Annotated in this window: 21 protein-coding genes and 1 rRNA gene; 13 read left to right on the forward strand and 9 right to left on the reverse strand. The window is 49.1% G+C overall.

The features are described 5' to 3' along the window. Nucleotides 1-109 precede the first annotated feature (109 nt). Nucleotides 110-225: ribosomal RNA gene (gene rrf, locus BIY29_RS11070) — 5S ribosomal RNA — on the forward strand. A gap of 20 nt (nt 226-245) precedes the next feature. Here the strand turns inward: rrf and mobB are convergent. Together mobB and mobA are read right to left on the reverse strand one after the other, a co-directional pair. Continuing rightward, nucleotides 246-785: a molybdopterin-guanine dinucleotide biosynthesis protein MobB gene (gene mobB, locus BIY29_RS11075; RefSeq protein ID WP_205680332.1), complete on the reverse strand. Its 540-nt coding sequence runs from the start codon at nt 783-785 to the stop codon at nt 246-248. Further along, nucleotides 782-1348: a molybdenum cofactor guanylyltransferase MobA gene (gene mobA / locus BIY29_RS11080; protein ID WP_121575184.1), complete on the reverse strand. Its 567-nt coding sequence runs from the start codon at nt 1346-1348 to the stop codon at nt 782-784. The genes mobB and mobA overlap by 4 nt, the downstream gene beginning before the upstream one ends. Nucleotides 1349-1470: 122 nt before the next feature. On the opposite strand from mobA, the gene BIY29_RS11085 reads away from it, so the two are divergent. The 5 genes from BIY29_RS11085 to spfP all read left to right on the forward strand — a co-directional run bounded on the left by BIY29_RS11085 (nt 1471) and on the right by spfP (nt 6819). After that, nucleotides 1471-1740: a YihD family protein gene (locus BIY29_RS11085; protein WP_121575185.1), complete on the forward strand. Its 270-nt coding sequence runs from the start codon at nt 1471-1473 to the stop codon at nt 1738-1740. 84 nt (nt 1741-1824) lie between these two features. Further along, nucleotides 1825-2811 (forward strand): serine/threonine protein kinase, encoded by a 987-nt coding sequence (locus tag BIY29_RS11090; protein ID WP_121575186.1) that lies wholly within the window; start codon nt 1825-1827, stop codon nt 2809-2811. A gap of 23 nt (nt 2812-2834) precedes the next feature. Further along, nucleotides 2835-3458 (forward strand): thiol:disulfide interchange protein DsbA, encoded by a 624-nt coding sequence (dsbA, locus tag BIY29_RS11095; RefSeq protein WP_121575187.1) that lies wholly within the window; start codon nt 2835-2837, stop codon nt 3456-3458. 369 nt (nt 3459-3827) lie between these two features. Beyond that, nucleotides 3828-6617 (forward strand): DNA polymerase I, encoded by a 2790-nt coding sequence (polA, locus tag BIY29_RS11100; RefSeq protein WP_121575188.1) that lies wholly within the window; start codon nt 3828-3830, stop codon nt 6615-6617. A gap of 154 nt (nt 6618-6771) precedes the next feature. Next, entirely contained in the window at nt 6772-6819 is a 48-nt protein-coding gene (gene spfP / locus BIY29_RS21125) for a small protein SpfP (protein WP_071892919.1), read from the forward strand. A gap of 147 nt (nt 6820-6966) precedes the next feature. Here the strand turns inward: spfP and yihA are convergent, their stop codons facing one another. Then, entirely contained in the window at nt 6967-7608 is a 642-nt protein-coding gene (yihA, locus tag BIY29_RS11105) for a ribosome biogenesis GTP-binding protein YihA/YsxC (RefSeq protein ID WP_121575189.1), read from the reverse strand. A gap of 216 nt (nt 7609-7824) precedes the next feature. On the opposite strand from yihA, the gene yihI reads away from it, so the two are divergent. From yihI to hemN, 3 genes are all read left to right on the forward strand, one after another. Further along, nucleotides 7825-8358, forward strand: coding sequence for a Der GTPase-activating protein YihI (yihI, locus tag BIY29_RS11110; protein WP_121575236.1), 534 nt, complete (start codon nt 7825-7827; stop codon nt 8356-8358). A gap of 3 nt (nt 8359-8361) precedes the next feature. Beyond that, on the forward strand, nt 8362-8580 hold the full coding sequence (locus BIY29_RS11115; protein WP_121575190.1) for a hypothetical protein: 219 nt from the start codon (nt 8362-8364) through the stop codon (nt 8578-8580). A 100-nt stretch (nt 8581-8680) separates the two neighbouring features. Beyond that, a complete protein-coding gene (gene hemN / locus BIY29_RS11120; RefSeq protein WP_121575191.1) occupies nt 8681-10054 on the forward strand; it encodes an oxygen-independent coproporphyrinogen III oxidase in 1374 nt (457 codons plus the stop codon). A gap of 80 nt (nt 10055-10134) precedes the next feature. On the opposite strand, the gene BIY29_RS20045 is transcribed toward hemN, so the two are convergent. The 4 genes from BIY29_RS20045 to glnA all read right to left on the reverse strand — a co-directional run bounded on the left by BIY29_RS20045 (nt 10135) and on the right by glnA (nt 14595). Next, entirely contained in the window at nt 10135-10257 is a 123-nt protein-coding gene (locus tag BIY29_RS20045) for a YshB family small membrane protein (protein ID WP_147437154.1), read from the reverse strand. A 155-nt stretch (nt 10258-10412) separates the two neighbouring features. Next, nucleotides 10413-11825 (reverse strand): nitrogen regulation protein NR(I), encoded by a 1413-nt coding sequence (gene glnG / locus BIY29_RS11125; protein ID WP_121575192.1) that lies wholly within the window; start codon nt 11823-11825, stop codon nt 10413-10415. A gap of 8 nt (nt 11826-11833) precedes the next feature. After that, nucleotides 11834-12883, reverse strand: a complete 1050-nt coding sequence (glnL, locus tag BIY29_RS11130; protein ID WP_121575193.1) for a nitrogen regulation protein NR(II) — start codon at nt 12881-12883, stop codon at nt 11834-11836. Nucleotides 12884-13185: 302 nt separating this feature from the next. Next, entirely contained in the window at nt 13186-14595 is a 1410-nt protein-coding gene (gene glnA / locus BIY29_RS11135) for a glutamate--ammonia ligase (RefSeq protein ID WP_121575194.1), read from the reverse strand. Between the two features lie 369 nt (nt 14596-14964). Between glnA and typA the strand changes: the two genes are divergently transcribed. From typA to fabY, 4 genes are all read left to right on the forward strand, one after another. Further along, nucleotides 14965-16788, forward strand: coding sequence for a ribosome-dependent GTPase TypA (typA, locus tag BIY29_RS11140; RefSeq protein ID WP_121575195.1), 1824 nt, complete (start codon nt 14965-14967; stop codon nt 16786-16788). 146 nt (nt 16789-16934) lie between these two features. After that, nucleotides 16935-17546 (forward strand): glucose-1-phosphatase, encoded by a 612-nt coding sequence (gene yihX, locus BIY29_RS11145; protein WP_121575196.1) that lies wholly within the window; start codon nt 16935-16937, stop codon nt 17544-17546. Nucleotides 17547-17611: 65 nt separating this feature from the next. After that, nucleotides 17612-18049: a D-aminoacyl-tRNA deacylase gene (dtd, locus tag BIY29_RS11150; RefSeq protein WP_121575197.1), complete on the forward strand. Its 438-nt coding sequence runs from the start codon at nt 17612-17614 to the stop codon at nt 18047-18049. Nucleotides 18050-18080: 31 nt separating this feature from the next. After that, entirely contained in the window at nt 18081-19022 is a 942-nt protein-coding gene (gene fabY, locus BIY29_RS11155; RefSeq protein ID WP_121575198.1) for a fatty acid biosynthesis protein FabY, read from the forward strand. Between the two features lie 23 nt (nt 19023-19045). On the opposite strand, the gene BIY29_RS11160 is transcribed toward fabY, so the two are convergent. Both BIY29_RS11160 and BIY29_RS11165 read right to left on the reverse strand, forming a co-directional pair. Beyond that, nucleotides 19046-20740 (reverse strand): AsmA family protein, encoded by a 1695-nt coding sequence (locus BIY29_RS11160; RefSeq protein ID WP_121575199.1) that lies wholly within the window; start codon nt 20738-20740, stop codon nt 19046-19048. 160 nt (nt 20741-20900) lie between these two features. Then, nucleotides 20901-22292 carry a nucleobase:cation symporter-2 family protein gene (locus BIY29_RS11165; RefSeq protein ID WP_121575200.1) on the reverse strand — a complete coding sequence of 464 codons (1392 nt, stop codon included), beginning with the start codon at nt 22290-22292 and terminating at the stop codon, nt 20901-20903. Nucleotides 22293-22439: the final 147 nt, after the last annotated feature.

Consider the following 22439-nt stretch of genomic DNA (forward strand, 5'->3'; position numbering starts at 1 on the left):
GGGGAGGGTATCAGGATGATACGAATAGACTCAGAAGATATTCAGCTTGTTTTGAGATTGGTTCCGGTGGTTGCGCGAAAAGCGTAACGGTCGGGATGAAACAGATTTGCCTGGCGGCGATAGCGCGGTGGTCCCACCTGACCCCATGCCGAACTCAGCAGTGAAACGCCGTAGCGCCGATGGTAGTGTGGGGTCTCCCCATGTGAGAGTAGGGAACTGCCAGGCATCAAACGAAGTAGAAAGCCTCAGTCGCAAGACTGGGGCTTTTTGCATTGCTGCGCCAGCCAGGCGGTAATAAACACAGCAATCTGACCGGTATCATCAATATCGAGCTGTGGCAGAGCTGTATTCTGATGATCATCGCTTGCTACGGCCAGCGTATGGCTGTCAGTCAACCCATTGAACGGGTATCCTGTGGCAGCCCGATACAATAGGATCTTAGGGATGGCTTCCTGCTTGAAACCTTCAACTAAAATCAGATCCAGTTTGCCGCTATCCATCCTGCTGGCAAGGTAACGAAGATTGGGTTCCTGTTGCCGGGGCGTTTCGGTCATCAACGCCCAGCGTTCCGCGCTTGCTACCAATGTTTGTTGTGCACCGGCCTTACGCAGTTCATAACTGTCCTTACCCGGTGTATCAACGTCCATCAGGTGATGCGTATGTTTGATCAAGCCGACCCGAATGCCCTGCTGGACCAAAACAGGAATCAGTTTCTTGAGCAGCGTGGTTTTTCCTGTTCCGCTATAAGCAACAATACCTAATATTGGTGGCGCGAGTTTATTCACGTTGTTGGCCATTTCTTTATATCTTCTGGTGTATTGAGATTGTGAAATGCCTCCGGCTGATCGGCGAAAGCGACCGGTTGAGCCTTAATGCGCTCGAGAAACAACATGAGCTTACGGTCACCATGATTAAGATATGCCTCCAGCGCGTTGCAGACGCTGGTATGCAGTAATAAAAGCGTAGGGTGGCTACGTGTGGCGTCAGTAGCAAAGGCTGCCAGCGCACCGTTTTTACCTTCCCTCAGGCGGGTAACCAAATCCAGAGGCAGCGCAGGCACATCGCAAGGAACAAAGACCACCCATTCGGTTTTTGCCGCTTTTAGCCCCGCGAGGATGCCAGCAAGCGGACCGGCAAATCCTTTAGTCTGGTCACGAATAATGCGCAATCCGCTATGCTGATAGCGGACAATATTCTGATTGGCACTGATAATGACCTCATCTACCTGAGGCTGAAAGCGCATAAGGACATGTTGATAAAGCGGCTTTCCGGCAAGCGGCAGCAGGCCTTTATCACTCCCCCCCATGCGTGTTGCCTGCCCGCCAGCCAGAATCACACCTGTGATCATTTTTCGCCCCAATTATCTAAGCCATAGGTTATTTTCTGAAAATAATTACCAAAGACCAAGTTCTTTTCACTCTCTAATAAGACTGTTATTTTGTCATTGTATTGGACTTCTGAGGATAAAAAATGAAATGTCATCGCGTTAATGAATTGATTGAACTGTTACATCCGGCCTGGCAATCAGAGCCTGATTTGAATCTTGTGCAATTTTTACAAAAACTTGCACAGGAGGCCGGGTTCGAGGGGCAGTTTAGTGAGCTGACTGATGATATCCTTATTTATCATCTGAAAATGCGTGGTTCGGATAAAGAACAGGTCATTCCTGGGCTTAAAAAAGATTATGAAGAGGATTTCAAAACCGCATTACTTCGTGCCCGTGGGGTAATTAAGGACTAGTGCGGGTGAAAATGGCGTCCAACTTGAATAACCTGATATCACCACGTATTTATCTTACATCGCATGTTACTGGCAGTGGTTGTTATGAACAATTCCGTTTTTAATTTTCAGACGTTGTTCCCTGAATTGATAATGGATGCATTATTGGACGCAGGGATACGTGTGGATTCTGGTTTAACAGCACTAAACAGTTATGAAAACCGGGTATATCAGTTTACTGATGAAAGCCGGAAGCGTTTTGTTGTTAAATTCTACCGTCCAGAACGGTGGAGTACGGCACAGATTATGGAAGAACATGCGTTTGCCTGTGAGCTTGCAGAAGATGAGGTGCCCATTGTCGCGCCATTAGAGCTTAATGGCCGTACGCTGCATATTTATGAAGGATTTCATTTTGCGGTTTTCCCCAGTGTTGGCGGGCGGCAATATGAAATGGATAATGAAGATCAATTAGAGTGGGTTGGGCGCTTTTTAGGCAGGATTCACCAGACGGGCCATAAATCCTTATTCTCGGAACGGCCTGCGATGGGTTTGAAAGAATACCTGTATGATCCCTATTTGCTATTGGAGAATTGCCCGTTAATACCGAAAAAACATCGAAATGCTTTTTTACAGACCATCAGTAAGTTGATTGATACCGTCAAGGTTTATTGGCATAGCGACTGGCATTCGCTTCGTCTGCATGGTGATTGTCATTCAGGTAATATCTTATGGCGTGATGGTCCTCTGTTTGTTGATTTGGATGATGCACGAAATGGTCCGGCAGTACAGGATTTGTGGATGTTGCTGCACGGCGAACGTCGTGAACAGCGTATTCAATTAGATATTCTATTAGAGGCTTACAGCGAGTTTGCTGAATTTCAGGATAAGGAACTGGCATTAATTGAGCCGTTACGTGCGATGCGCCAGGTTCATTATTTAGCCTGGATTATACGACGTTGGGAGGATCCTGCTTTTCCCCGAAATTTTCCCTGGATAACGGATGGGGATTTCTGGCTTAAACAGACATCGATATTTAACGAACAGGTTAAGCTGTTGCAGGAGCCTCCTCTGCAGCTAATGTCAATGTATTGAAATTGAATGGAGAGAGAGCGTTTATGAAAAAATTATGGTTTGCACTGATTGGCGTAATTCTGGCATTTAGTGCGTCAGCAGCTGATTTCTCTAACGGTAAGCAATATGTGGAATTAGATAAACCCGCGACTCAGGAACCTCAGGTTCTTGAGTTCTTCTCGTTTTATTGCCCGCATTGTTACCAGTTTTCACTGGTTTACCATATTCCGGAAGCCGTGGAAAAAGTATTGCCCACAGACACGAAAGTGACCCGTTATCATGTTGATTTTCTTGGCCCATTGGGAAAAGATCTGACTCAAGCCTGGGCTGTGGCCATTGCGCTGGGCGTTGAAGATAAAGTGAGTCCGTTGATGTTTGAAGCGGTTCAGAAAACACAAACCTTACAAAAGCCGGAAGATATTCGTAGCGTTTTTATTCGTGCTGGCGTCAGTGCGGAAGAATATGATGGCGCGTTAAATAGTTTTGTTGTGAAGTCGTTAGTGGTTCAGCAGGAAAAAGCAGCAGCGGATTTACAATTACGTGGTGTTCCTGCCATGTTCATTAACGGAAAATATATGATCAAGAATGATGGCCTTGATACCAGTTCAATGGATGCTTATGTAAAACAGTATGCAGACGTTGCAAAATTCCTGATCGATAAAAAATAAGTCATTTACGTTATAAACCACGCTGGCTATATCAGCGTGGTTTTATCATCCTTCTTAATCACTTGTTTATCGGTGAACATTAATATTTGATAGATTAATTTATATCCACAAAAAGGGGTTGTCTTTTATTGAGCATTAAAAATGATGATTTTTATCATAACTATATGAAAAATATGGGTATAAAAATAATTATTTTATCTACTGGCATGATAAATAATGAATCTTTTATTTCTATTCACAAACTTATCCACAGGTTGATCTTGCGAAGATCCGCGCAAAAACGATGAATATGGTGCGTTAAGGATCGTCTCTTTCCTTCAGCTATGGCATTCTTAGCAACATGGCAGACGACAAAGATCACAACAGGCTATGGCTCAGATTGCAGAAAACCCTTTAATTCTGGTGGACGGTTCTTCCTATTTATATCGTGCATATCACGCATTTCCGCCGTTAACCAATAGTGCGGGAGAACCAACAGGTGCGATGTACGGTGTATTGAATATGCTGCGGAGCTTGCTGTTGCAATATCGTCCCAGCCATATCGCAGTGGTATTTGATGCAAAGGGAAAAACGTTCCGTGATGAGTTATTTGAGAGCTATAAAGCTCACCGCCCCCCTATGCCGGATGATTTACGTGAACAGATTGAACCCTTGCATCGTATGGTAAAAGCGATGGGGTTGCCGTTACTGGCTATTTCCGGCGTCGAAGCCGATGATGTTATCGGTACGCTGGCACTACAAGCAGAGAAAGCGGGTATTCCGGTATTAATCAGTACCGGTGATAAAGACATGGCCCAGCTAGTGACGCCAAACGTCACGCTCATCAACACGATGAACAATACCATTTTGGGTCCACAGGAAGTGTGTGACAAATACGGTATTCCCCCTGAGTTGATTATCGATTTCCTTGCATTGATGGGTGACTCTTCTGACAACATCCCCGGCGTGCCAGGTGTGGGTGAAAAGACGGCGCAGGCCTTGCTGCAAGGCCTGGGGGGGCTGGATGTATTGTATGCAAATTTAGATAAGATTGCCGGACTGTCATTCCGTGGTGCCAAGACCATGGCGCCGAAGCTTGAGCAGCATAAGGACGTGGCGTACCTTTCCTATCAGTTAGCCACCATTAAAACGGATGTTGAACTGGATCTGACCTGTGAACAATTAACAGTGAACGAACCGGAAGTGGATGAGCTACATGGGTTATTCACTCGCTATGAATTCAGGCGCTGGTTGTCAGAGATCGAGTCTGGCACATGGTTACAGGGTAAAAAGAGTCATCAGCCTGTACAGCCGGTCATCAACGTTGCAGCAGAAAGTGCCGGGGATGATGAGAGAGGAATTACGCTTTCTACTGAAGGTTATGTCACCATTGTGGATGAAAAGACATTACTGGAGTGGATTGCGCGTTTAAAGAAGGCTGATGTTTTTGCTTTTGATACGGAAACCGATAGTCTGGACACCCTTACGGCTAATCTCATCGGGATGTCATTTGCCATAACGCCAGGTGAAGCGGCTTATCTGCCGTTGGCGCATGATTATCTGGATGCGCCGGAACAGTTGGATCGTGATCAAGTTTTGGCGTTGTTTAAGCCGTTACTGGAAGACGAAAAACTGCTCAAGGTAGGTCAGAATCTCAAATTCGATAAAGGCGTGATGGAACGTTATGACATCGAACTACGGGGTATTGCTTTTGATACCATGCTGGAGTCTTACGTTCTGAACAGCGTGGCTGGGCGCCATGATATGGATAGCCTGGCGGAGCGCCATCTGAAGCATAAAACCATCACTTTTGAAGAGATTGCGGGCAAAGGGAAAAATCAGCTTACGTTTAATCAGATTGCACTCGAACAGGCTGGCCCTTACGCTGCTGAAGATGCGGATGTCACGCTGTATCTGCATCAGAAACTATGGGCTAAATTGCAGCAGCACGTGGAACTGCGTAACGTGTTTCAGGCAATTGATATGCCGCTGGTGCCGGTGTTATCCAGAATGGAACGTACCGGCGTTTTGATCGATCCAAATATACTGGCTGAACATTCGAAAGAGCTCACAATCCGTCTGGATGAGTTGGAAGCGCAGGCCTACGAACTGGCTGGCGAAGTGTTTAATGTGTCGTCAACCAAGCAGCTACAGGGCATTCTGTATGAAAAGCAAAAGCTGCCTGTGCTGAAAAAGACGCCGAAAGGCGCACCGTCCACCAATGAGGAAGTGTTGGCTGAACTGGCGCTGGATTATCCGCTGCCAAAACTGATTCTTGAATATCGCGGCCTGGCAAAACTGAAGTCGACCTACACCGATAAGCTGCCGCTGATGATTAATCCATCGACCAAACGTGTTCATACTTCTTATCATCAGGCGGTGACGGCGACCGGTCGATTATCTTCCAGCGATCCTAACCTGCAAAATATTCCGGTGCGTAATGAAGAAGGGCGCCGGATACGGCAGGCATTTATTGCGCCGCAAGAGTACAGCATTGTTGCGGCGGACTATTCACAGATTGAGTTACGCATCATGGCGCACCTTTCTGGTGATAAAGGCCTGTTGAGGGCGTTCTCGCAAGGGTTGGACATTCATCGGGCGACAGCCGCAGAGGTTTTTGGCCTCGCACTGGATAAAGTGACGTCTGAACAGCGCCGTAGCGCCAAAGCCATTAACTTCGGCCTGATTTATGGCATGAGTGCGTTTGGGTTATCGCGTCAGTTGAATATTCCTCGTAGCGAATCACAGAAGTATATGAATCTGTATTTCGAGCGTTATCCCGGTGTTCATGACTATATGGAGCGAACGCGCCAGCAGGCTGCGGAACAAGGCTATGTTTCGACGCTTGATGGCCGCCGCCTCTACCTGCCGGATATTCAGTCGCGTAACGCGATGGCTCGCAAAGCGGCTGAACGTGCTGCGATTAACGCACCAATGCAGGGGACTGCTGCCGATATCATCAAGAAGGCGATGATCGCTATTGATGACTGGTTGCAACAGGACAAGCCATTAGTGAAGATGATCATGCAGGTTCATGATGAGTTGGTTTTTGAGGTTCATGACTCGGTTTTGGAAGCGTCTAAAAGTAAAATCAAAGCGTTAATGGAAGGCTGTATGCAGCTTAACGTCCCGCTACGGGTTGATATCGGCACTGGGCTGAATTGGGATGAGGCGCATTAAGTACGACACATTTCTGTAATTAAACAACAGGATTGTGTGACCTGGTTTAACTTTGTGCAATTGGTCGCCACTTTTCGTGAAAGTAAACAACAAAAAAAACTTTTGTCTCATGAAAAAATAGGGTAGAGTTAAAGACGTAGGGTACAGAGGTAAGATGTTCTATCTTTCAGACCTTTTACTTCACGTAATCGGATTTGGCTGAATATTAGCCGCCCCGGTCAGTTTTGACCGGGGCGTTTTTTATTGGCCGTTATTCAGGTTTTGCGGAAAATAGCTTGCAATGTAGGTGGAACGGTTAAGGAAATAAAGGTGTATATGGATAGGGTGTTACCCGTCACTTGCGTTATGATTACTCGCTTTCCTGTGGATTTTCCTCTTCTGCCTGCGACAGCGTATTGAACCAGCTATCAAGTTTTTGGCGTAGTTTATCGACACCTAATTTCTTTAGTGAAGAAAACGCTTCTACCTGAATATCACCCATAAATGGCAATATCGCTTCGCGCACCCTATTGAGCTGCGCTTTACGTGCGCCAGAAGCCAGTTTGTCTGCTTTGGTCAGCAAAACTAAAACAGGAATTTGCACATCAACCGCCCACAAAAGCATTTGCTGATCGAGATCTTTCAGCGGATGGCGAATATCCATCAGTACGACCAGCCCTTTCAGGCTATTACGTTTCTGGAGATATTCCCCTAATGCGCGTTGCCATTTAAGCTTCATTTCTTCCGGCACTTCGGCGTAGCCATAGCCGGGTAAATCGACCAGACGAATGCCTTCAGCGACCTCAAACATGTTGATGAGTTGCGTTCTTCCTGGGGTTTTACTGGTTCGCGCCAGATTTTTCTGATTGGTCAGCGTATTCAATGCGCTGGATTTACCAGCGTTAGAGCGCCCAGCAAAGGCAACTTCAATACCGCTATCTGTTGACAGGTGGCGAATATCCGGGGCGCTGATGACAAAGTGCGTCATATGGTAGTTATATTGCTGGGTCACAATTATTATCTCTATCTGGATCTATGTCTGGTTGGGGATTATACCTGTAACTGACAATAAAGGCGGTTTTATCTGTATTGAAGCGTTTATGTTTAACTGGTAAATGCTCCTGAATAACGAAAAGTACCATCGGTTGATGTGAGCACTTTTTTATTGCCAGGCTTTCTGCTAGATTCCGCCGCAATTACCTTCACCTGTGTACCTGAGAGCAACATGATGAACCAACCAGTTAAGGGATCTGGTGGTAATGCCACCAAACCAAAAATGAAAAGAAAAACCCGTGAGGAATTGGATCGGGAAGCGCGCGATCGCAAGCGCCAGAAAAAACATCGCGGCCATGCATCGGGAAGTCGTGCTCAGGAAACAGGGCAGGCAGGTAAAACTTACGGACAACATAAGGTTGTCGATCCCCGTATTGGTAGTAAGAAGCCTGTTCCGTTGGGTATTAAAGAAAAAGCCGTAACCAAGCCTAGATCCGTTGCACCGGAGACTAAACCCGTCACGCTGTCGCCAGAGGAAGAGCTGACACTGTTGGAAAATGACGCCCGCCTGGATGTGTTACTGGATCGTCTGGACAACGGTGAAACCCTGAGTGCTAAAGATCAGTCCTGGGTGGATGAAACATTAGATCGTATCGATATATTGATGGAGCAACTCGGCATTGAACTGGGTGATGACGACGATGAAGAAGAGCAAAAGGAAGATATGCTGCAACTTCTGAAACGTAATAGCCCGAAAGACGATTTTTAATCAATGAAGCTGTTGCTCCTGCTGCTAGCATTACTGGTTACGTTTTATCTTTTTTATCTGTTAAGCAAATTATGGCGGCTGTCGAAACGAAAGGCGCAACTACAACGTGCTGTTTTTAAAGGACGGCAGATGTCGTCGGGACGAATAAAAAAACGCCGGGAGCGTTTTTCAACGTCACGCAGTGACGGCCTGAAAGGTGAGTCCCAGGGATGGGACGAATAAAAAAACGCCGGGAGCGTTTTTCAACGTCATGCAGTGACGGTTTGAAAGGGAACGGGCGGGAATAGCCCGCTAATAAAAAAGACTGGGAGGAGTGAGCTGTATGTCTGAGCAGGCAATCGACTGGGACTTGGCCCTGATTCAAAAGTATAATTATTCCGGGCCACGTTACACGTCTTATCCTACCGCGTTGGAGTTCAGTGAAAGCTATGATGAGTCGGCTTTTCGGCAGGCCATTGTACGTTATACGCAGCGACCGCTTTCGTTATATATCCACATCCCATTTTGCCACCGGCTCTGCTACTTCTGTGGCTGTAATAAGCTGGTAACACGTCAGCAGCATAAAGCGGATGAGTATCTGGATGTTCTGGAGCTTGAAATTCGTAAGCGTGCGCCGCTATTTGTCGGAAGAACGGTGACTCAGATGCATTGGGGGGGCGGTACGCCAACCTATCTTGATAAAAGGCAAATCAGCCGTTTGATGTCGCTGTTACATGATCAATTTTCTTTTGCGGATCATGCCGAACTGTCACTGGAGATTGATCCGCGGGAAATTGAGCTCAACATTCTCGATCACTTGCGTGCTGAGGGGTTTAATCGCCTTAGTATGGGGGTGCAGGATTTTAATAAAGAAGTACAAAAACTGGTAAACCGCGAACAAGACGAGGCTTTTATCTTCACACTGATTGCGCGTGCTAAGTCGCTGGGATTTACTTCAACCAATATTGATCTGATTTACGGTCTGCCGAAACAGACGCCGGAGAGTTTTGCTTTTACGCTGCAACGCGTTGCTGAATTGAACCCTCATCGTCTCAGCGTATTTAACTATGCGCATTTACCCACTCTGTTTGCTGCGCAGCGGAAAATAAAAGAAGCGGATTTACCGGGAGCAGAGCAAAAACTGGAAATACTGCAACAGACAATCAGTACCCTGACTATGGTGGGCTACCAGTTTATTGGTATGGATCACTTTGCCCGCCCGGATGATGAGCTGGCCCTTGCCCAGCAGGCTGGAAAATTACACCGTAATTTTCAAGGGTATACGACTCAGGGTGATTGTGACCTGTTGGGTATGGGCGTATCGGCGATTAGTATGATCGGTGATAGTTATGCTCAGAATCAAAAAGAGCTGAAGCACTATTATGCTCAGGTAAAGGAAACAGGAAATGCATTGTGGAGAGGATTACAGCTTACGCAGGATGACTGCATTCGGCGTGACGTCATCAAGACGCTGATTTGTAATTTCCGGTTGACCTACGCTGTGATTGAGGCTGACTACCGCATTGATTTCAAATCGTATTTTGCAGAAGATTTGCAACAGCTTGCGCCTTTAGCTGTCGATGGGCTGGTGGAGATACAAGAATCCGGGATTAGGGTGACGCCGAAAGGCCGTTTATTGATCCGCAATATCTGTATGTGCTTCGATATCTACCTGCGTGACAAGATGCGAACGCAGCAATTCTCGCGGGTTATTTAATAAAAAACAGCCGCAGATACGGCTGTTTTTCTGATGATACGCCTTTAGTCATCATTCTGGCCATTAATACGGCCAGAACACTAGCTAAAGAAGTTAATCAGCGCGGCGCACAGTACGGCGGCGATGGCAGTTTGCGGTGAATGGCTCGCCGCAGAACTTATTTCAGCGCCGTGTACCACCACGGAAATTAATGAATCCAGCATAGTGCTCCTCTGCTCCTCCCGAATCAGCGACACGATCATACTGCTGACTCGGGGCAAGTAAAGGACAAATTAGTGACAATTTCGTGCGCCAGATTGTATTTTTTTGCTCGCCTTGTGCTTGGGGGTTCGTTCTTCGGAACAACGCGCAACGTTTGTTACTCCATTCCCAGCTCTTTCAGCTTCCGCGTGAGGGTATTTCGCCCCCAACCCAGCAAACGGGCGGCTTCCTGTTTATGACCCTGAGTATGACGCAATGCTGTGGTGAGCAGCGTCCTTTCCATCTCTGGTTGTGCTTCCGCCAGCAGGTTTTGATGACCGGAGCGCAACGCTCTGTCAGCCCACTGCGCCAACAATGTCGCCCAACTGTCCGGCAGCATATGTACCGTGGCATCAGGTGCGGTTGTTTCAAACAGCTCAGGCGGTAAATCCTGAATCAGCACTTCCTGTCCGGCAGCCATCACGGTTAACCAACGACAGGTATTTTCTAACTGACGCACGTTACCCGGCCACGGCAGTCGCGTGAGTGCCGTTTCCGTTTCCGGATGAAGATTTTTCGGCTCGACACCCAATTCTTTGGCGGTTGCCTGTAAGAAATAGCGCGCCAAACGGGGAATATCTTCACGACGCTCACGCAGCGGGGGCAAATGAACACGAATGACATTCAGGCGATGAAAGAGATCTTCGCGGAACTTACCTTCCTGTACCCGTAGCTCAAGATTCTGATGTGTGGCGGCAATGATCCGCACATCCACTTTAACTGCGGCATAGCCGCCAACCCGATAAAACTGACCATCAGCCAGCACGCGTAATAAGCGAGTCTGAACATCAAGCGGCATATCACCGATTTCGTCCAGAAACAGCGTACCGCCATCTGCCTGCTCAAAACGCCCCTGACGAATTTGATTGGCGCCGGTAAATGCGCCTTTTTCATGACCAAACAACTCTGACTCGATCAAATCTTTTGGGATCGCCGCCATGTTCAAGGCGATAAACGGTGCTTTGGCTCGTGGGCTGTGGCGATGTAAAGCATGAGCAACCAGCTCTTTACCGGTGCCTGATTCACCGTTGATCAATACGCTAATGGATGAACGTGAAAGTCGCCCAATGATTCGAAACACATCCTGCATGGCAGGCGCTTCGCCGATGATATCTGTCGTCGGGCCGTTAATCGGTTGGCTACGAACGGGCTGTTGCTGTTCCAGATAGTGACTAATCGCACGTTCTACCAGCGCAACGGCTTCGTCGATATCAAAAGGTTTAGGCAAGTAATCAAATGCCCCCTGCTGATAGGCGCTGACGGCGGCATCAAGATCGGAATGCGCAGTCATAATGATGACCGGCAGCATAGGATGCCGTTGTTTTATTTGCTGCAATAACGCCAGTCCATCCATTCCAGGCATACGGATATCAGACAGCAGCACGTCTGGCGTTTGTGTCGCCAACGCGTGCAGAGCCTGGTTTCCATTATCAAACGTTGCACAGGTTAAACCTGCACCAGTGAGCGCACGTTCGAGCACCCAACGGATGGAGCTATCGTCATCGACAATCCAGACTATCCCTCGTTGCATTGTGAACCTCACTGGCGAATGGGCAGGTAAACCGAGAATTCGGTATGACCTGGCCAACTGTTAAATTCAATTTTACCGGAGTGTTGGTCGATAAGGCTGCGGGCAATCGACAATCCCAGACCGGTGCCACCCTCGCGTCCACTTACCATGGGGTAAAACAGCGTATCCTGTAGCTGAGAGGGAACGCCGGGGCCGTCATCTTCTACATCAATACGTGCAGCAAGGCGATAACGCACGCCATGCAAGGTGAGCTGAAATGCGGTGCGGGTGCGTAAGGTAATGGTGCCGCCTTTTTCACCTAAAGCCTGTAGCGCATTACGCGTGATATTCAGCAGTACCTGCTCAATCTGATCCGGGTCGTGTGTGAGTTCCGGAAGACTGGGGTCGTAATCTTTCACCAGCGTTACATTGTCTGGCTTTTCCAGTGAAACGAGTTGGCATACCCGTTCTGCAACCTGATGAATGCTTTGAGTAACATGCAGGCCGGGTTGCTGCGGGCCGAGCAACCTGTCGACCAGATTGCGCAGGCGGTCTGCCTGCTCGATGATAACTTTGGTGTATTCGGTCAGCGACGGATCGGGCAATGCCTTAGAGAGCAACTGCGCAGCCCCTCGCAACCCACCAAGCGGATTTTTAATCTCGTGAGCCAACCCTCTGACCAGATCGCGGGCGGCCTGCTGTTGAGCGTGCTGGAGCTGTTCCTGGCTAAGGCGACGTTGGTTGTCCATTGGCGCCATCTCCAGCAGAATGAAGTTATTTTGTATCCGCTGGGCCGTGAGCGACATGATATGCGCTTTGCCGTCTACAACAATTGTCACTTCGTTATCCGTAAAACCTTGCCCTGAATCCAGGCTTTCGCGCATCAAATCTATATTCAGAGAAAAATATCCCAGCAAATCTGGCAGCGGCGTCCCTGATAATTTACGAGAGCTTTGCGCCAACAGTTGTTGCGCTGCCGGGTTGGAGTAATGAATAGCCAGATCGTTATCCAATAACAAGATGCTGTTTATTAAAGAATTTAGGATCTGCCCAGCATCGGGCAGCGTGCCTGTTGCCATAACGCAGACTCCCGCACCATATCGGTGCATAGTAGTGTAGATGATGGATATGATGTTGCAATTTCAGAGCCTGTGGAGAAAAAAGCCCATCCTGAGATGGGCTGAAAAGTTTCCACGGCAACAAAAAATTTTCAGAAAAAACGTCCAGGAGAGATTTTGCAGTTATGCCACGACAACTCCTGGGTGACGGGCATGGATAGCTCGTCGCAAAAACAAAACATCTTAAAAGCGGTAATTCCGACAGTAGCCTGAACATCAGGACGGTCAAACTACTGTCTTACTGTATGATTCAGCGCGAGTTATTAAACGCTATAGTACAGTTCAAACTCAACCGGATGCGGCGTCATGCGAACGCGGTCATTTTCTGCCTTACGCAGTTCGATGTAGGCATCAATGGTGTCATCCGTAAATACGCCGCCACGGGTCAGGAACTCGCGATCTGCATCCAGTGCGTTCAGCGCTTCTTCCAGAGAGCCTGCAACCGTTGGGATTTCACTTGCTTCTTCCGGCGGTAGATCGTACAGGTTCTTATCCATCGCATCGCCAGGATGAATCTTGTTGATGATACCGTCCAGGCCTGCCATCAGCAGCGCGGAGAATGCCAGGTATGGGTTAGCCGCCGGGTCCGGGAAACGGACTTCAATACGGCGAGCTTTCGGGCTGGCCACGACCGGGATACGAATAGAGGCAGAACGGTTACGGGCGGAATAAGCCAGCATTACCGGTGCTTCGTAGCCAGGGACCAGACGCTTGTATGAGTTGGTGGTCGGGTTAGCCAGGGCGTTAATGGCTTTAGCGTGTTTGATGATGCCGCCGATGTAGAACAGCGCGGTTTCAGACAGGCCGCCGTATTTGTCGCCAGAGAACAGGTTTGTCCCATTTTTGGACAGAGACATATGGCAGTGCATACCTGAACCGTTGTCACCGAACATCGGTTTCGGCATGAAAGTTGCCGTTTTGCCGAATGCGTGAGCGACGTTATGCACAACGTATTTATAAATCTGGATTTCGTCGGCTTTTTTGGTCATGGAGTTGAAACGGGTAGCCACTTCGTTCTGGCCTGCGGTCGCAACTTCATGGTGATGCGCTTCAACCACCAGACCCATTTCTTCCATGGTCAGACACATGGTGGAACGGATGTCCTGTGATGAATCAACCGGAGGAACCGGGAAGTAACCGCCTTTGACGGACGGACGATGACCTTTGTTACCGCCTTCATATTCCTTGTTGGAGTTCCAGGCGCCTTCAATGTCGTCAATCGTGACATGAGAACCGGAGATGCTGCTGCCGAAGCGAACGTCATCAAACAGGAAGAATTCGGGTTCAGGCCCAAACAGGACGGTATCCGCGATACCGGAAGAACGCAGGAAATCTTCGGCACGCTTAGAGATAGAACGCGGATCGCGGTCATAACCCTGCATGGTGCCGGGTTCCAGAATGTCACAACGGATGATCAGTGTGGATTCTTCAAAGAATGGGTCGATAACCGCAGTGCTGGCATCTGGCATCAATACCATGTCGGATTCGTTAATACCTTTCCAGCCGCCAATTGAAGAACCATCAAACATTTTGCCTTCTTCAAAGAAGTCGGCATTAACCTGGTGGGCTGGAATGGTGACGTGCTGTTCTTTGCCTTTAGTATCGGTGAAGCGCAAATCGACAAACTTCACTTCATGTTCATTCAGCATCGTCAAAACATGTTCTGCGGACATACTTGGTTCTCCCGGTTGTCATTTATCGTCGTGGAACGAATATCGTTGTGGATTGATGTTGTGACCGTGAGTAGACTAAAGCTAAAAGTGTGCCAACTTTTTAAATTAGTGCAATGTGTTGCCCTTTGGGGCTTTCCTCATTAAGACTCGCTGCACCATTATAGCCGACAGCACCAAACTGGTGCTTTATATGCGAATTATCGCACTCATTTGGTGCAATAATGATCGTTTGTGGCGTTTTTGCACCGTGAAAGGGATCACAAAGTAAGCAGCATCAGGTTGTTTATCATTGATGCTTGTGATCTTGTTTAGTCCCTCGATTAATACGTGTACAATAGCGCGCTATTTCTAAATGCCTGAGGCAAAGCTGTGATCGAAAATTTGCGTAACATCGCCATTATTGCGCACGTTGACCATGGGAAAACCACCCTGGTCGATAAGTTGTTGCAACAATCCGGAACTTTCGGAGAACGCACTGAAGCAACCGAACGTGTAATGGACTCCAACGATTTGGAGAAAGAGCGTGGAATTACCATCCTCGCCAAAAATACCGCCATTAATTGGAAAGACTACCGCATTAACATCGTCGATACCCCAGGACACGCCGACTTCGGCGGTGAGGTTGAGCGTGTAATGTCGATGGTTGACTCGGTACTGTTAGTCGTTGATGCAATGGATGGCCCGATGCCGCAGACTCGTTTCGTGACCAAAAAAGCATTCGCTAATGGTCTGAAGCCGATCGTGGTTATCAACAAGGTCGACCGTCCTGGCGCACGTCCTGACTGGGTTGTCGATCAGGTGTTTGACCTGTTCGTAAATTTGGATGCAACCGATGAACAACTCGATTTCCCCATCGTTTATGCTTCCGCGTTAAACGGTATCGCCGGTCTGGATCATAACGATATGGCAAGCGATATGACGCCGCTGTTTGAAGCGATTGTCGAACACGTTGAATCACCAAAAGTCGACCGTGACGGCCCTTTGCAGATGCAGATCTCCCAGTTGGACTACAACAACTATGTTGGCGTTATCGGGATTGGTCGTATCAAACGTGGTGTGGTCAAACCGAATCAGCAAGTTACGGTCATCGACAGTGAAGGGAAAACCCGTAACGGTAAAGTCGGTAAAGTGCTGGGCCATATGGGTCTGGAGCGCATCGAAACAACTCTGGCGGAAGCGGGCGATATTATTGCCATCACCGGTCTGGGTGAGCTGAATATTTCCGATACCATCTGCGATCCCGCTGCGGTTGAAGCCCTGCCGGCATTGAGCGTCGATGAACCAACGGTAACCATGTTCTTCTGCGTGAATACCTCTCCGTTCTGCGGTAAAGAAGGGAAGTATGTGACGTCTCGTCAGATCCTTGAGCGTCTGAATAAAGAGCTGGTTCACAACGTTGCGTTGCGTGTTGAAGAAACCGAAGATGCGGATGCTTTCCGCGTTTCGGGACGTGGTGAGCTTCATCTGTCCGTGCTGATTGAAAATATGCGTCGTGAAGGGTTTGAACTTGCCGTATCACGTCCGAAAGTGATTAATCGCGTTATTGATGGTCGCAATCAGGAACCGTTTGAAAACGTTACATTGGATATCGAAGAACAGCATCAGGGCGCCGTCATGCAAGCGATGGGTGAGCGCAAAGGTGATGTTAAAGACATGATCCCGGATGGCAAAGGCCGTATCCGTCTGGATTACCTGATCCCTGCTCGTGGTCTGATCGGTTTCCGTACTGAATTCATGACCATGACATCTGGCACTGGTCTGCTGTACTCCACCTTCAGTCACTACGATGATGTGCGTCCTGGTGATATCGGTCAGCGTCAGAACGGCGTGTTGATTTCCAACGGTCAAGGCAAAGCCGTCGCGTTTGCGCTGTTCGGCCTGCAAGACCGCGGTAAACTGTTCCTGGGCCACGGGGCTGAAGTGTATGAAGGCCAGATTATCGGTATTCACTCCCGTTCAAATGATCTGACGGTAAACTGTCTGACCGGGAAAAAACTGACCAACATGCGTGCTTCTGGTACGGATGAAGCGACGACCCTGGTTCCGGCGATTAAAATGTCACTGGAACAAGCGCTGGAATTTATCGATGACGACGAACTGGTTGAAGTAACGCCGCAGTCTGTCCGTCTGCGTAAGCGTCACCTGACTGAGAACGATCGTAAACGCGCAAACCGCGGCGGTAAAGAAAGCTGATTTATCAGTAACTTCTTGCCAATATCAGGGCGCCTTCGGGTGCCCTGAGTTTTATCTGATTCTCTGCGCTTTGATCTCCTCCCTGTTCAGTGTTGCCATTTCCCGCTACAGTGAAAAACCTACGCTTACGTCAAGAGGAAGGTGTCATGCTTTATATCTTTGATTTGGGTAATGTCGTTATTGATATCGATTTCAACCGGGTGTTGGGCGTATGGAGCAAGCTGAGTAGTGCGCCGCTGGCAACGCTGAAAGAGCGTTTTGTGATGGGTGAAACCTTTGAACAACATGAGCGTGGCGAAATCAGTGATGAAGCGTTTGCTGAACAGTTATGCCGTGAAATGGGTATCTCATTAAGTTTTGAGCAGTTTTCCACAGGGTGGCAGGCTATTTTCGTGGCGTTGCGTCCTGAAGTCATCAATATCATGCAGCAACTGCGTAAGGAAGGGCATCGGGTAGTGATCCTTTCTAATACCAATCGTCTGCATTGTAGTCATTGGCCGGTATTGTTCCCGGAAGTGGAAGAGGCTACCGATCGTCTTTATCTCTCTCAGGATATCGGCTTGCGCAAACCTGAAGCGGCCATCTATCACTATGTACTGACGCAGGAAGGGGTAACGCCCGATCAAGCTATCTTCTTTGACGATAATCCCGCTAATGTTGCCGCCGCGCAGACTCTGGGCATCCACAGCATCCTGGTAACAGACCGTCAGGTAGTTGCAGATTTTTTTGCCGCGCAGATGGTTATAGCCAGTGAGTGATTTATCTTGTGGTTTTGTGGCTATGAATCCTTTCAGAATAGTGAAAACAGAGGCGGTAACATTCGATGATTGCGTTAATTCAACGTGTTTCCAGCGCTAGCGTTACGGTGAAAAATGCCGTTGTTGGTGAAATCGGCGCCGGGCTGTTGGTGCTGCTGGGCGTTGAGCAAGGTGATGATGAGCAAAAGGCCACGCGACTTTGTGAACGGGTTTTGGGTTACCGTATATTCAGTGATGATAATGGCAAAATGAACCTTAATGTCCGTCAGGTTGGCGGAAGTGTACTGGTGGTATCGCAGTTTACGCTGGTGGCTGACACCCAGAAAGGAATGCGTCCCGGTTTCTCTCGTGGCGCGCATCCGGCAGAGGCCGATCGTCTCTATCAGTATTTTGTCGGGCAGTGCCGTGAACAGGATATTCGCACGGAAACGGGGCATTTTGCGGCGGATATGAAAGTGGCATTGGTTAATGATGGGCCGGTGACGTTCTGGCTGCAAGTGTAAAGGCGAACACATTTTTTAATGAGGCATGTTTATGTATCACCTGAGAGTGCCTGAAAGCGCAGAAGAACTTGATGCGTACTATCAATTCCGGTGGGAAATGTTGCGTAAACCCCTGCGCCAACCGCTGGGTTCTGAGCGTGATGCCTATGATGCATTGGCACATCATCAGACGGTGGTGGATGAACACGGGCGGCTGGTGGCGATTGGCCGGTTATCCATCAATGCCGACAACGAAGCGGCGATCCGGTTTTTAGCCGTTCACCCTGATGTGCGAGGAAAAGGTCTGGGAACGTTACTGGCCATGACGTTGGAATCGGTGGCGCGTCAGGAGGGGGTAAAGCGCGTGGTGTGTAGCGCCCGCGAGGATGCGATGGATTTTTTCGCCAAACTGGGTTTTGTGAACCAGGGAGAAATTGCTGCACCGCAAACCACGCCGATACGGCATTTTCTGATGATCAAACCGGTTGCGACGCTGGATGATATTTTGCATCGTCCTGACTGGTGCGGGCAGTTACAGCAGGCCTGGTACGAACACATTCCGTTGAGTGAAAAAATGGGCGTGCGAATAAGCCAGTATACCGGTCAGAAATTTATTACTACCATGCCGGAAACCGGTAATCAGAACCCCCACCATACGTTGTTTGCCGGCAGCATGTTTTCTCTCGCGACCCTGACGGGTTGGGGATTAATCTGGTTGTTACTGCGTGAAAGACATTTAGGCGGAACGATTATTCTGGCCGATGCGCACATTCGCTACAGCACACCGGTGACGGGCAGGCCGAGCGCCATTGCCGATCTCGGTTCGTTGAGTGGCGATTTAGACCGCCTGGCTCGGGGACGTAAAGCCAGGGTTCAATTGAATGTGGATCTGTTCGGAGACGATAAAAAAGGCGCATTATTTGAAGGCGTCTATATTGTGTTGCCCGCTACGCCGGAAGAGCCTCTGGAGCAGGGTGGATCTGAAATAAGGTGATGCGGCCCACCACCCCATGCTTTTCATTGTGACGTTTCTGTTACTGCCCCCTGATGCATCTGTTGCCTGATTGGTTGCCCGTTACTGTCAACGCCCTGCAATGAACCGCTTAACGTTGGTTTCAGCGGCGTATTGTCAGCCAGCCGCCCGTTCAGTTGTAACTGCAAGTTAGCGTTGCCTGACGGCGCGGCTGTCTGTGTGGGCCATCCCCAGCGCGTTAACATATCCAATGGCACTGATCGTCCGGTCATCGTAAGCGAAAATGCTCGGTTGGGATGTTGTTCGATAGTTGCTTTGGCTTCCAGCAAGCCGTTTTGTGTAAAGGCGCTAAGATCGCTGAATGAGATTTGCCCCTCATTGGCTGTTAATGCCAGTGAGGGCCGACGAACATCGACTTTATTGAATGTCGCATCGCTGGCGTTCAGATTCAGTGAGCCTGCCCAGATACCCCACTGGTGATGATGGGCCAGTAGCAGGTCACTGCCGTATCCATCCAGTGCGGTAAGCTGAAATGGAAAATCCGGGTTGATATCAATCAGCAGATTACGGTTGGCGGTGAATTTTTTGATATTCACTTCCGCCAGCCAGGTAGGCAGCGTGGTTTGCCAGCGCTGACGCCAGTCGCCGGGTAACGTGTATTCCATACCCGCGACAACGAATTCGTCCAGTTGTAACCGGTGATTGCTGCGCTGCCAGTTACCGTTGGTGCGCAACAAGCCTCCTTCCCAGCGAGTAGTAAACTGTTTGATTTCAACTCCGTTGGAGGAAAGTGCCAGATTAACGATAGGGTCGATCAGATGCATATTTCCGTTAACGATATCGGTGGCATTGAACGACAGCTCGCCATCATCACTCTGCCAGTCATCCTGTTTGAATGTGACGTTTTGCAGAGTGACGTCAAGATCGATAAACGCCCATCCCGGCCCTTCAATGCGAGCGTCAATCAAATCAAAACGGGAGACGGCAACGGAAGGCAACGCGGTAATCGGTTGCCAGAATTCTTGTATTGTTCTTGGCGTTTGCAAACGAACCTTGCTGAGACGCAGATTGTCGATCTGCCAGCTGCCATCTTCCGCACGGCTGGCGCTGCCGGTTAACTGGCCTTGTGCCACATCCGCACCAAAATTATCTAAAGTGAGTTGATTACGATTTATTTCGCCTTGTACCAACACCTGACTGGCGGGAATATCATTAAGCCGCAATGAACGGGCGCTGAGTTGGAAATGCCCCTGCTTGCCTAATAAATATCCCTTTTCTGGCTGCCAGGGCGTGATACCGCCATTGACCTGTTGACCGTTTAATTGCCAGTTATCATCCTGCGCCTGAAGCGCCATAGTCCGCAGTTGCAAAACATCGGCTTCGATGGGCAGGGTTGCAGCGGTTGGCGACAGATTCAGCGTGCCGCCTTCCAGTTGCAGGCTGGAAAAATGGCGTGGGTCGGTTATCTGCCGCACGCTTAGTCCTGCCGAAATCTGTTTTGCCGTAAGCGTTGGCGGCTGATCCTTATAGCCAAATATGACGTCTTTCAGCAGGATATGATCGGGTTTAGACCAGTTATGGTCAATTTTTCCCAATGAAATTTGATAGTCCGTATGCTGATTCACCCAATTGCTGACCTGGCCTGAAGCCCAGGTGCTTTGCAGTAATACATACAATATAACCAGTGCCAGTAATGCCAGCAGCAGGATGGTCAGCAATAATTTCCCGATAAATCTCATCGTGTCAGTCCATGCCAGTCGTCAGGGATAACTGTTTTTATGCCGCAATTACCCGAACGGCTCAATAGATAATGCTGTTACAGACAGTAAAAAGCGACCGGTGTTGCACCATCGGTCGCTTTTATTCATGCTTCTCACAGATTATTGAAGCAAGTACGAATTATTTTTCTTCCTGGGGAAAAACCAGATTCAGCACAATCGCCGTAATACCGCCAGCGGCAATACCGGAAGAGAGCAGAGTTTTCATCCAGTCAGGCGCGAATTGCAGAATGAGTGGTTGCTGCGAAACGCCCAGCCCTACGGCCAGAGAGAGCGCGATAATCATGATGGCGCGACGGTTCAGCGGCTCACGCGACACGATACGCACGCCGGAAGCCGCGATGGTGCCAAACATGACGATAGTTGCGCCGCCGAGCACCGGCTCTGGAATATGTTGTACGAAACCACTGACGGCAGGGAACAACCCCAGAACAATCAGCATCAGTGCAACCACAAAGCCGACGTAGCGGCTGGCGACGCCGGTAAGCTGGATTACGCCATTATTTTGGCCGAAACAGGAATTTGGAAAGGTATTGAAGACGGCAGACAGACAAGAATTCAGGCCGTTTGCCAGTACGCCGCCTTTCAATCTTCTCATATACAGTGGCCCGCTGACCGGCTGCTCTGATACATCGGATGTTGCGGTGATATCACCAATGGTTTCCAGCGATGTCACCATAAACACCAGCATCAGCGGGATCAGCAGATTCCAGTCAAAGCCCAGACCGTAATATAACGGCGTTGGAACCATGATAAATGAACGCGGTTCGGCTGGAGCGCCGCTCGGCAACATATCCATCAACCAGGCACCCAGATAACCGACGGCCATGGCGATCACCAGTGATGCCACGCGTAGGTAAGGGTTACGCTGGCGGTTCAGCAGGATAATGACCAATAGCACGATGCCTGCCAGCAACAGATTCTTCGGCGCCCCAAAGGTATTGTTATTCATCGCGGCATAGCCTCCACCAATAGAGGTCAGACCGACCTGAATCAGCGACAGGCCGATGATCATCACCACAATCCCTGATACCAGCGGCGTGATAATCCGTCGGGCAAGATGTAAAAAACGGGATAAAATGATTTCCGTAAAGGAGGCGACCATCAGCGTACCGAATAATGCCGCCATCATGGTGGGGACATCCGCGCCGCCGTTTTTCAGCGCCAGTCCGCCCATGATCAATGGCGTAACGAAGTTAAAGCTGGTGCCTTGAATGGACAGCAAACCCGAGCCAACCGGTCCCCAGGTTTTAATTTGCAGAATAGAGGCCAGGCCGGAGGCAAACAGCGACATGCTGATGATGTGTTGCGTATCTTGCGCGGGTAAGCCCAGCGCCTGACAGATCAACAGGGCGGGAGTAATGACGGCGACAAACATTGCCAGCAGATGCTGGCAAGCGGCAAACAAGGTTTGCGGCAGCGGTGGCCTGTCTTCCAGACGGTAGATTAATTCACTGCGCTGAGGCGCAACAGGAATGTTTGTCTGAGGGGTATCCGTGGTGGTGTCGGTCATAATAGTTGGCGTTCCTGAAACGACAAAGAGGGCATTGTAATGATCTGTTTTACAAAAGCAAACGTCTGCGGAACGGTGTTTCTGATATGCAATTTGTCAGGTTGTTAATGCCTTATTATTTAAAGGGATATTGGATGGGACATGGCG

It is taken from the genome of Brenneria alni, assembly GCF_003666245.1.
GTDB classification, from domain to species: Bacteria; Pseudomonadota; Gammaproteobacteria; order Enterobacterales; family Enterobacteriaceae; genus Brenneria; species Brenneria alni.

Coding starts and splice junctions, on each gene's coding strand:
- mobA (WP_121575184.1), bottom strand. CDS start 1,348: ATGATCACAGGTGTGATTCTGGCTGGCGGGCAGGCAACACGCATGGGG.
- BIY29_RS11085 (WP_121575185.1), top strand. CDS start 1,471: ATGAAATGTCATCGCGTTAATGAATTGATTGAACTGTTACATCCGGCC.
- BIY29_RS11090 (WP_121575186.1), top strand. CDS start 1,825: ATGAACAATTCCGTTTTTAATTTTCAGACGTTGTTCCCTGAATTGATA.
- dsbA (WP_121575187.1), top strand. CDS start 2,835: ATGAAAAAATTATGGTTTGCACTGATTGGCGTAATTCTGGCATTTAGT.
- polA (WP_121575188.1), top strand. CDS start 3,828: ATGGCTCAGATTGCAGAAAACCCTTTAATTCTGGTGGACGGTTCTTCC.
- yihI (WP_121575236.1), top strand. CDS start 7,825: ATGAACCAACCAGTTAAGGGATCTGGTGGTAATGCCACCAAACCAAAA.
- BIY29_RS11115 (WP_121575190.1), top strand. CDS start 8,362: ATGAAGCTGTTGCTCCTGCTGCTAGCATTACTGGTTACGTTTTATCTT.
- hemN (WP_121575191.1), top strand. CDS start 8,681: ATGTCTGAGCAGGCAATCGACTGGGACTTGGCCCTGATTCAAAAGTAT.
- BIY29_RS20045 (WP_147437154.1), bottom strand. CDS start 10,257: ATGCTGGATTCATTAATTTCCGTGGTGGTACACGGCGCTGAAATAAGT.
- glnG (WP_121575192.1), bottom strand. CDS start 11,825: ATGCAACGAGGGATAGTCTGGATTGTCGATGACGATAGCTCCATCCGT.
- glnL (WP_121575193.1), bottom strand. CDS start 12,883: ATGGCAACAGGCACGCTGCCCGATGCTGGGCAGATCCTAAATTCTTTA.
- glnA (WP_121575194.1), bottom strand. CDS start 14,595: ATGTCCGCAGAACATGTTTTGACGATGCTGAATGAACATGAAGTGAAG.
- yihX (WP_121575196.1), top strand. CDS start 16,935: ATGCTTTATATCTTTGATTTGGGTAATGTCGTTATTGATATCGATTTC.
- dtd (WP_121575197.1), top strand. CDS start 17,612: ATGATTGCGTTAATTCAACGTGTTTCCAGCGCTAGCGTTACGGTGAAA.
- fabY (WP_121575198.1), top strand. CDS start 18,081: ATGTATCACCTGAGAGTGCCTGAAAGCGCAGAAGAACTTGATGCGTAC.
- BIY29_RS11160 (WP_121575199.1), bottom strand. CDS start 20,740: ATGAGATTTATCGGGAAATTATTGCTGACCATCCTGCTGCTGGCATTA.
- BIY29_RS11165 (WP_121575200.1), bottom strand. CDS start 22,292: ATGACCGACACCACCACGGATACCCCTCAGACAAACATTCCTGTTGCG.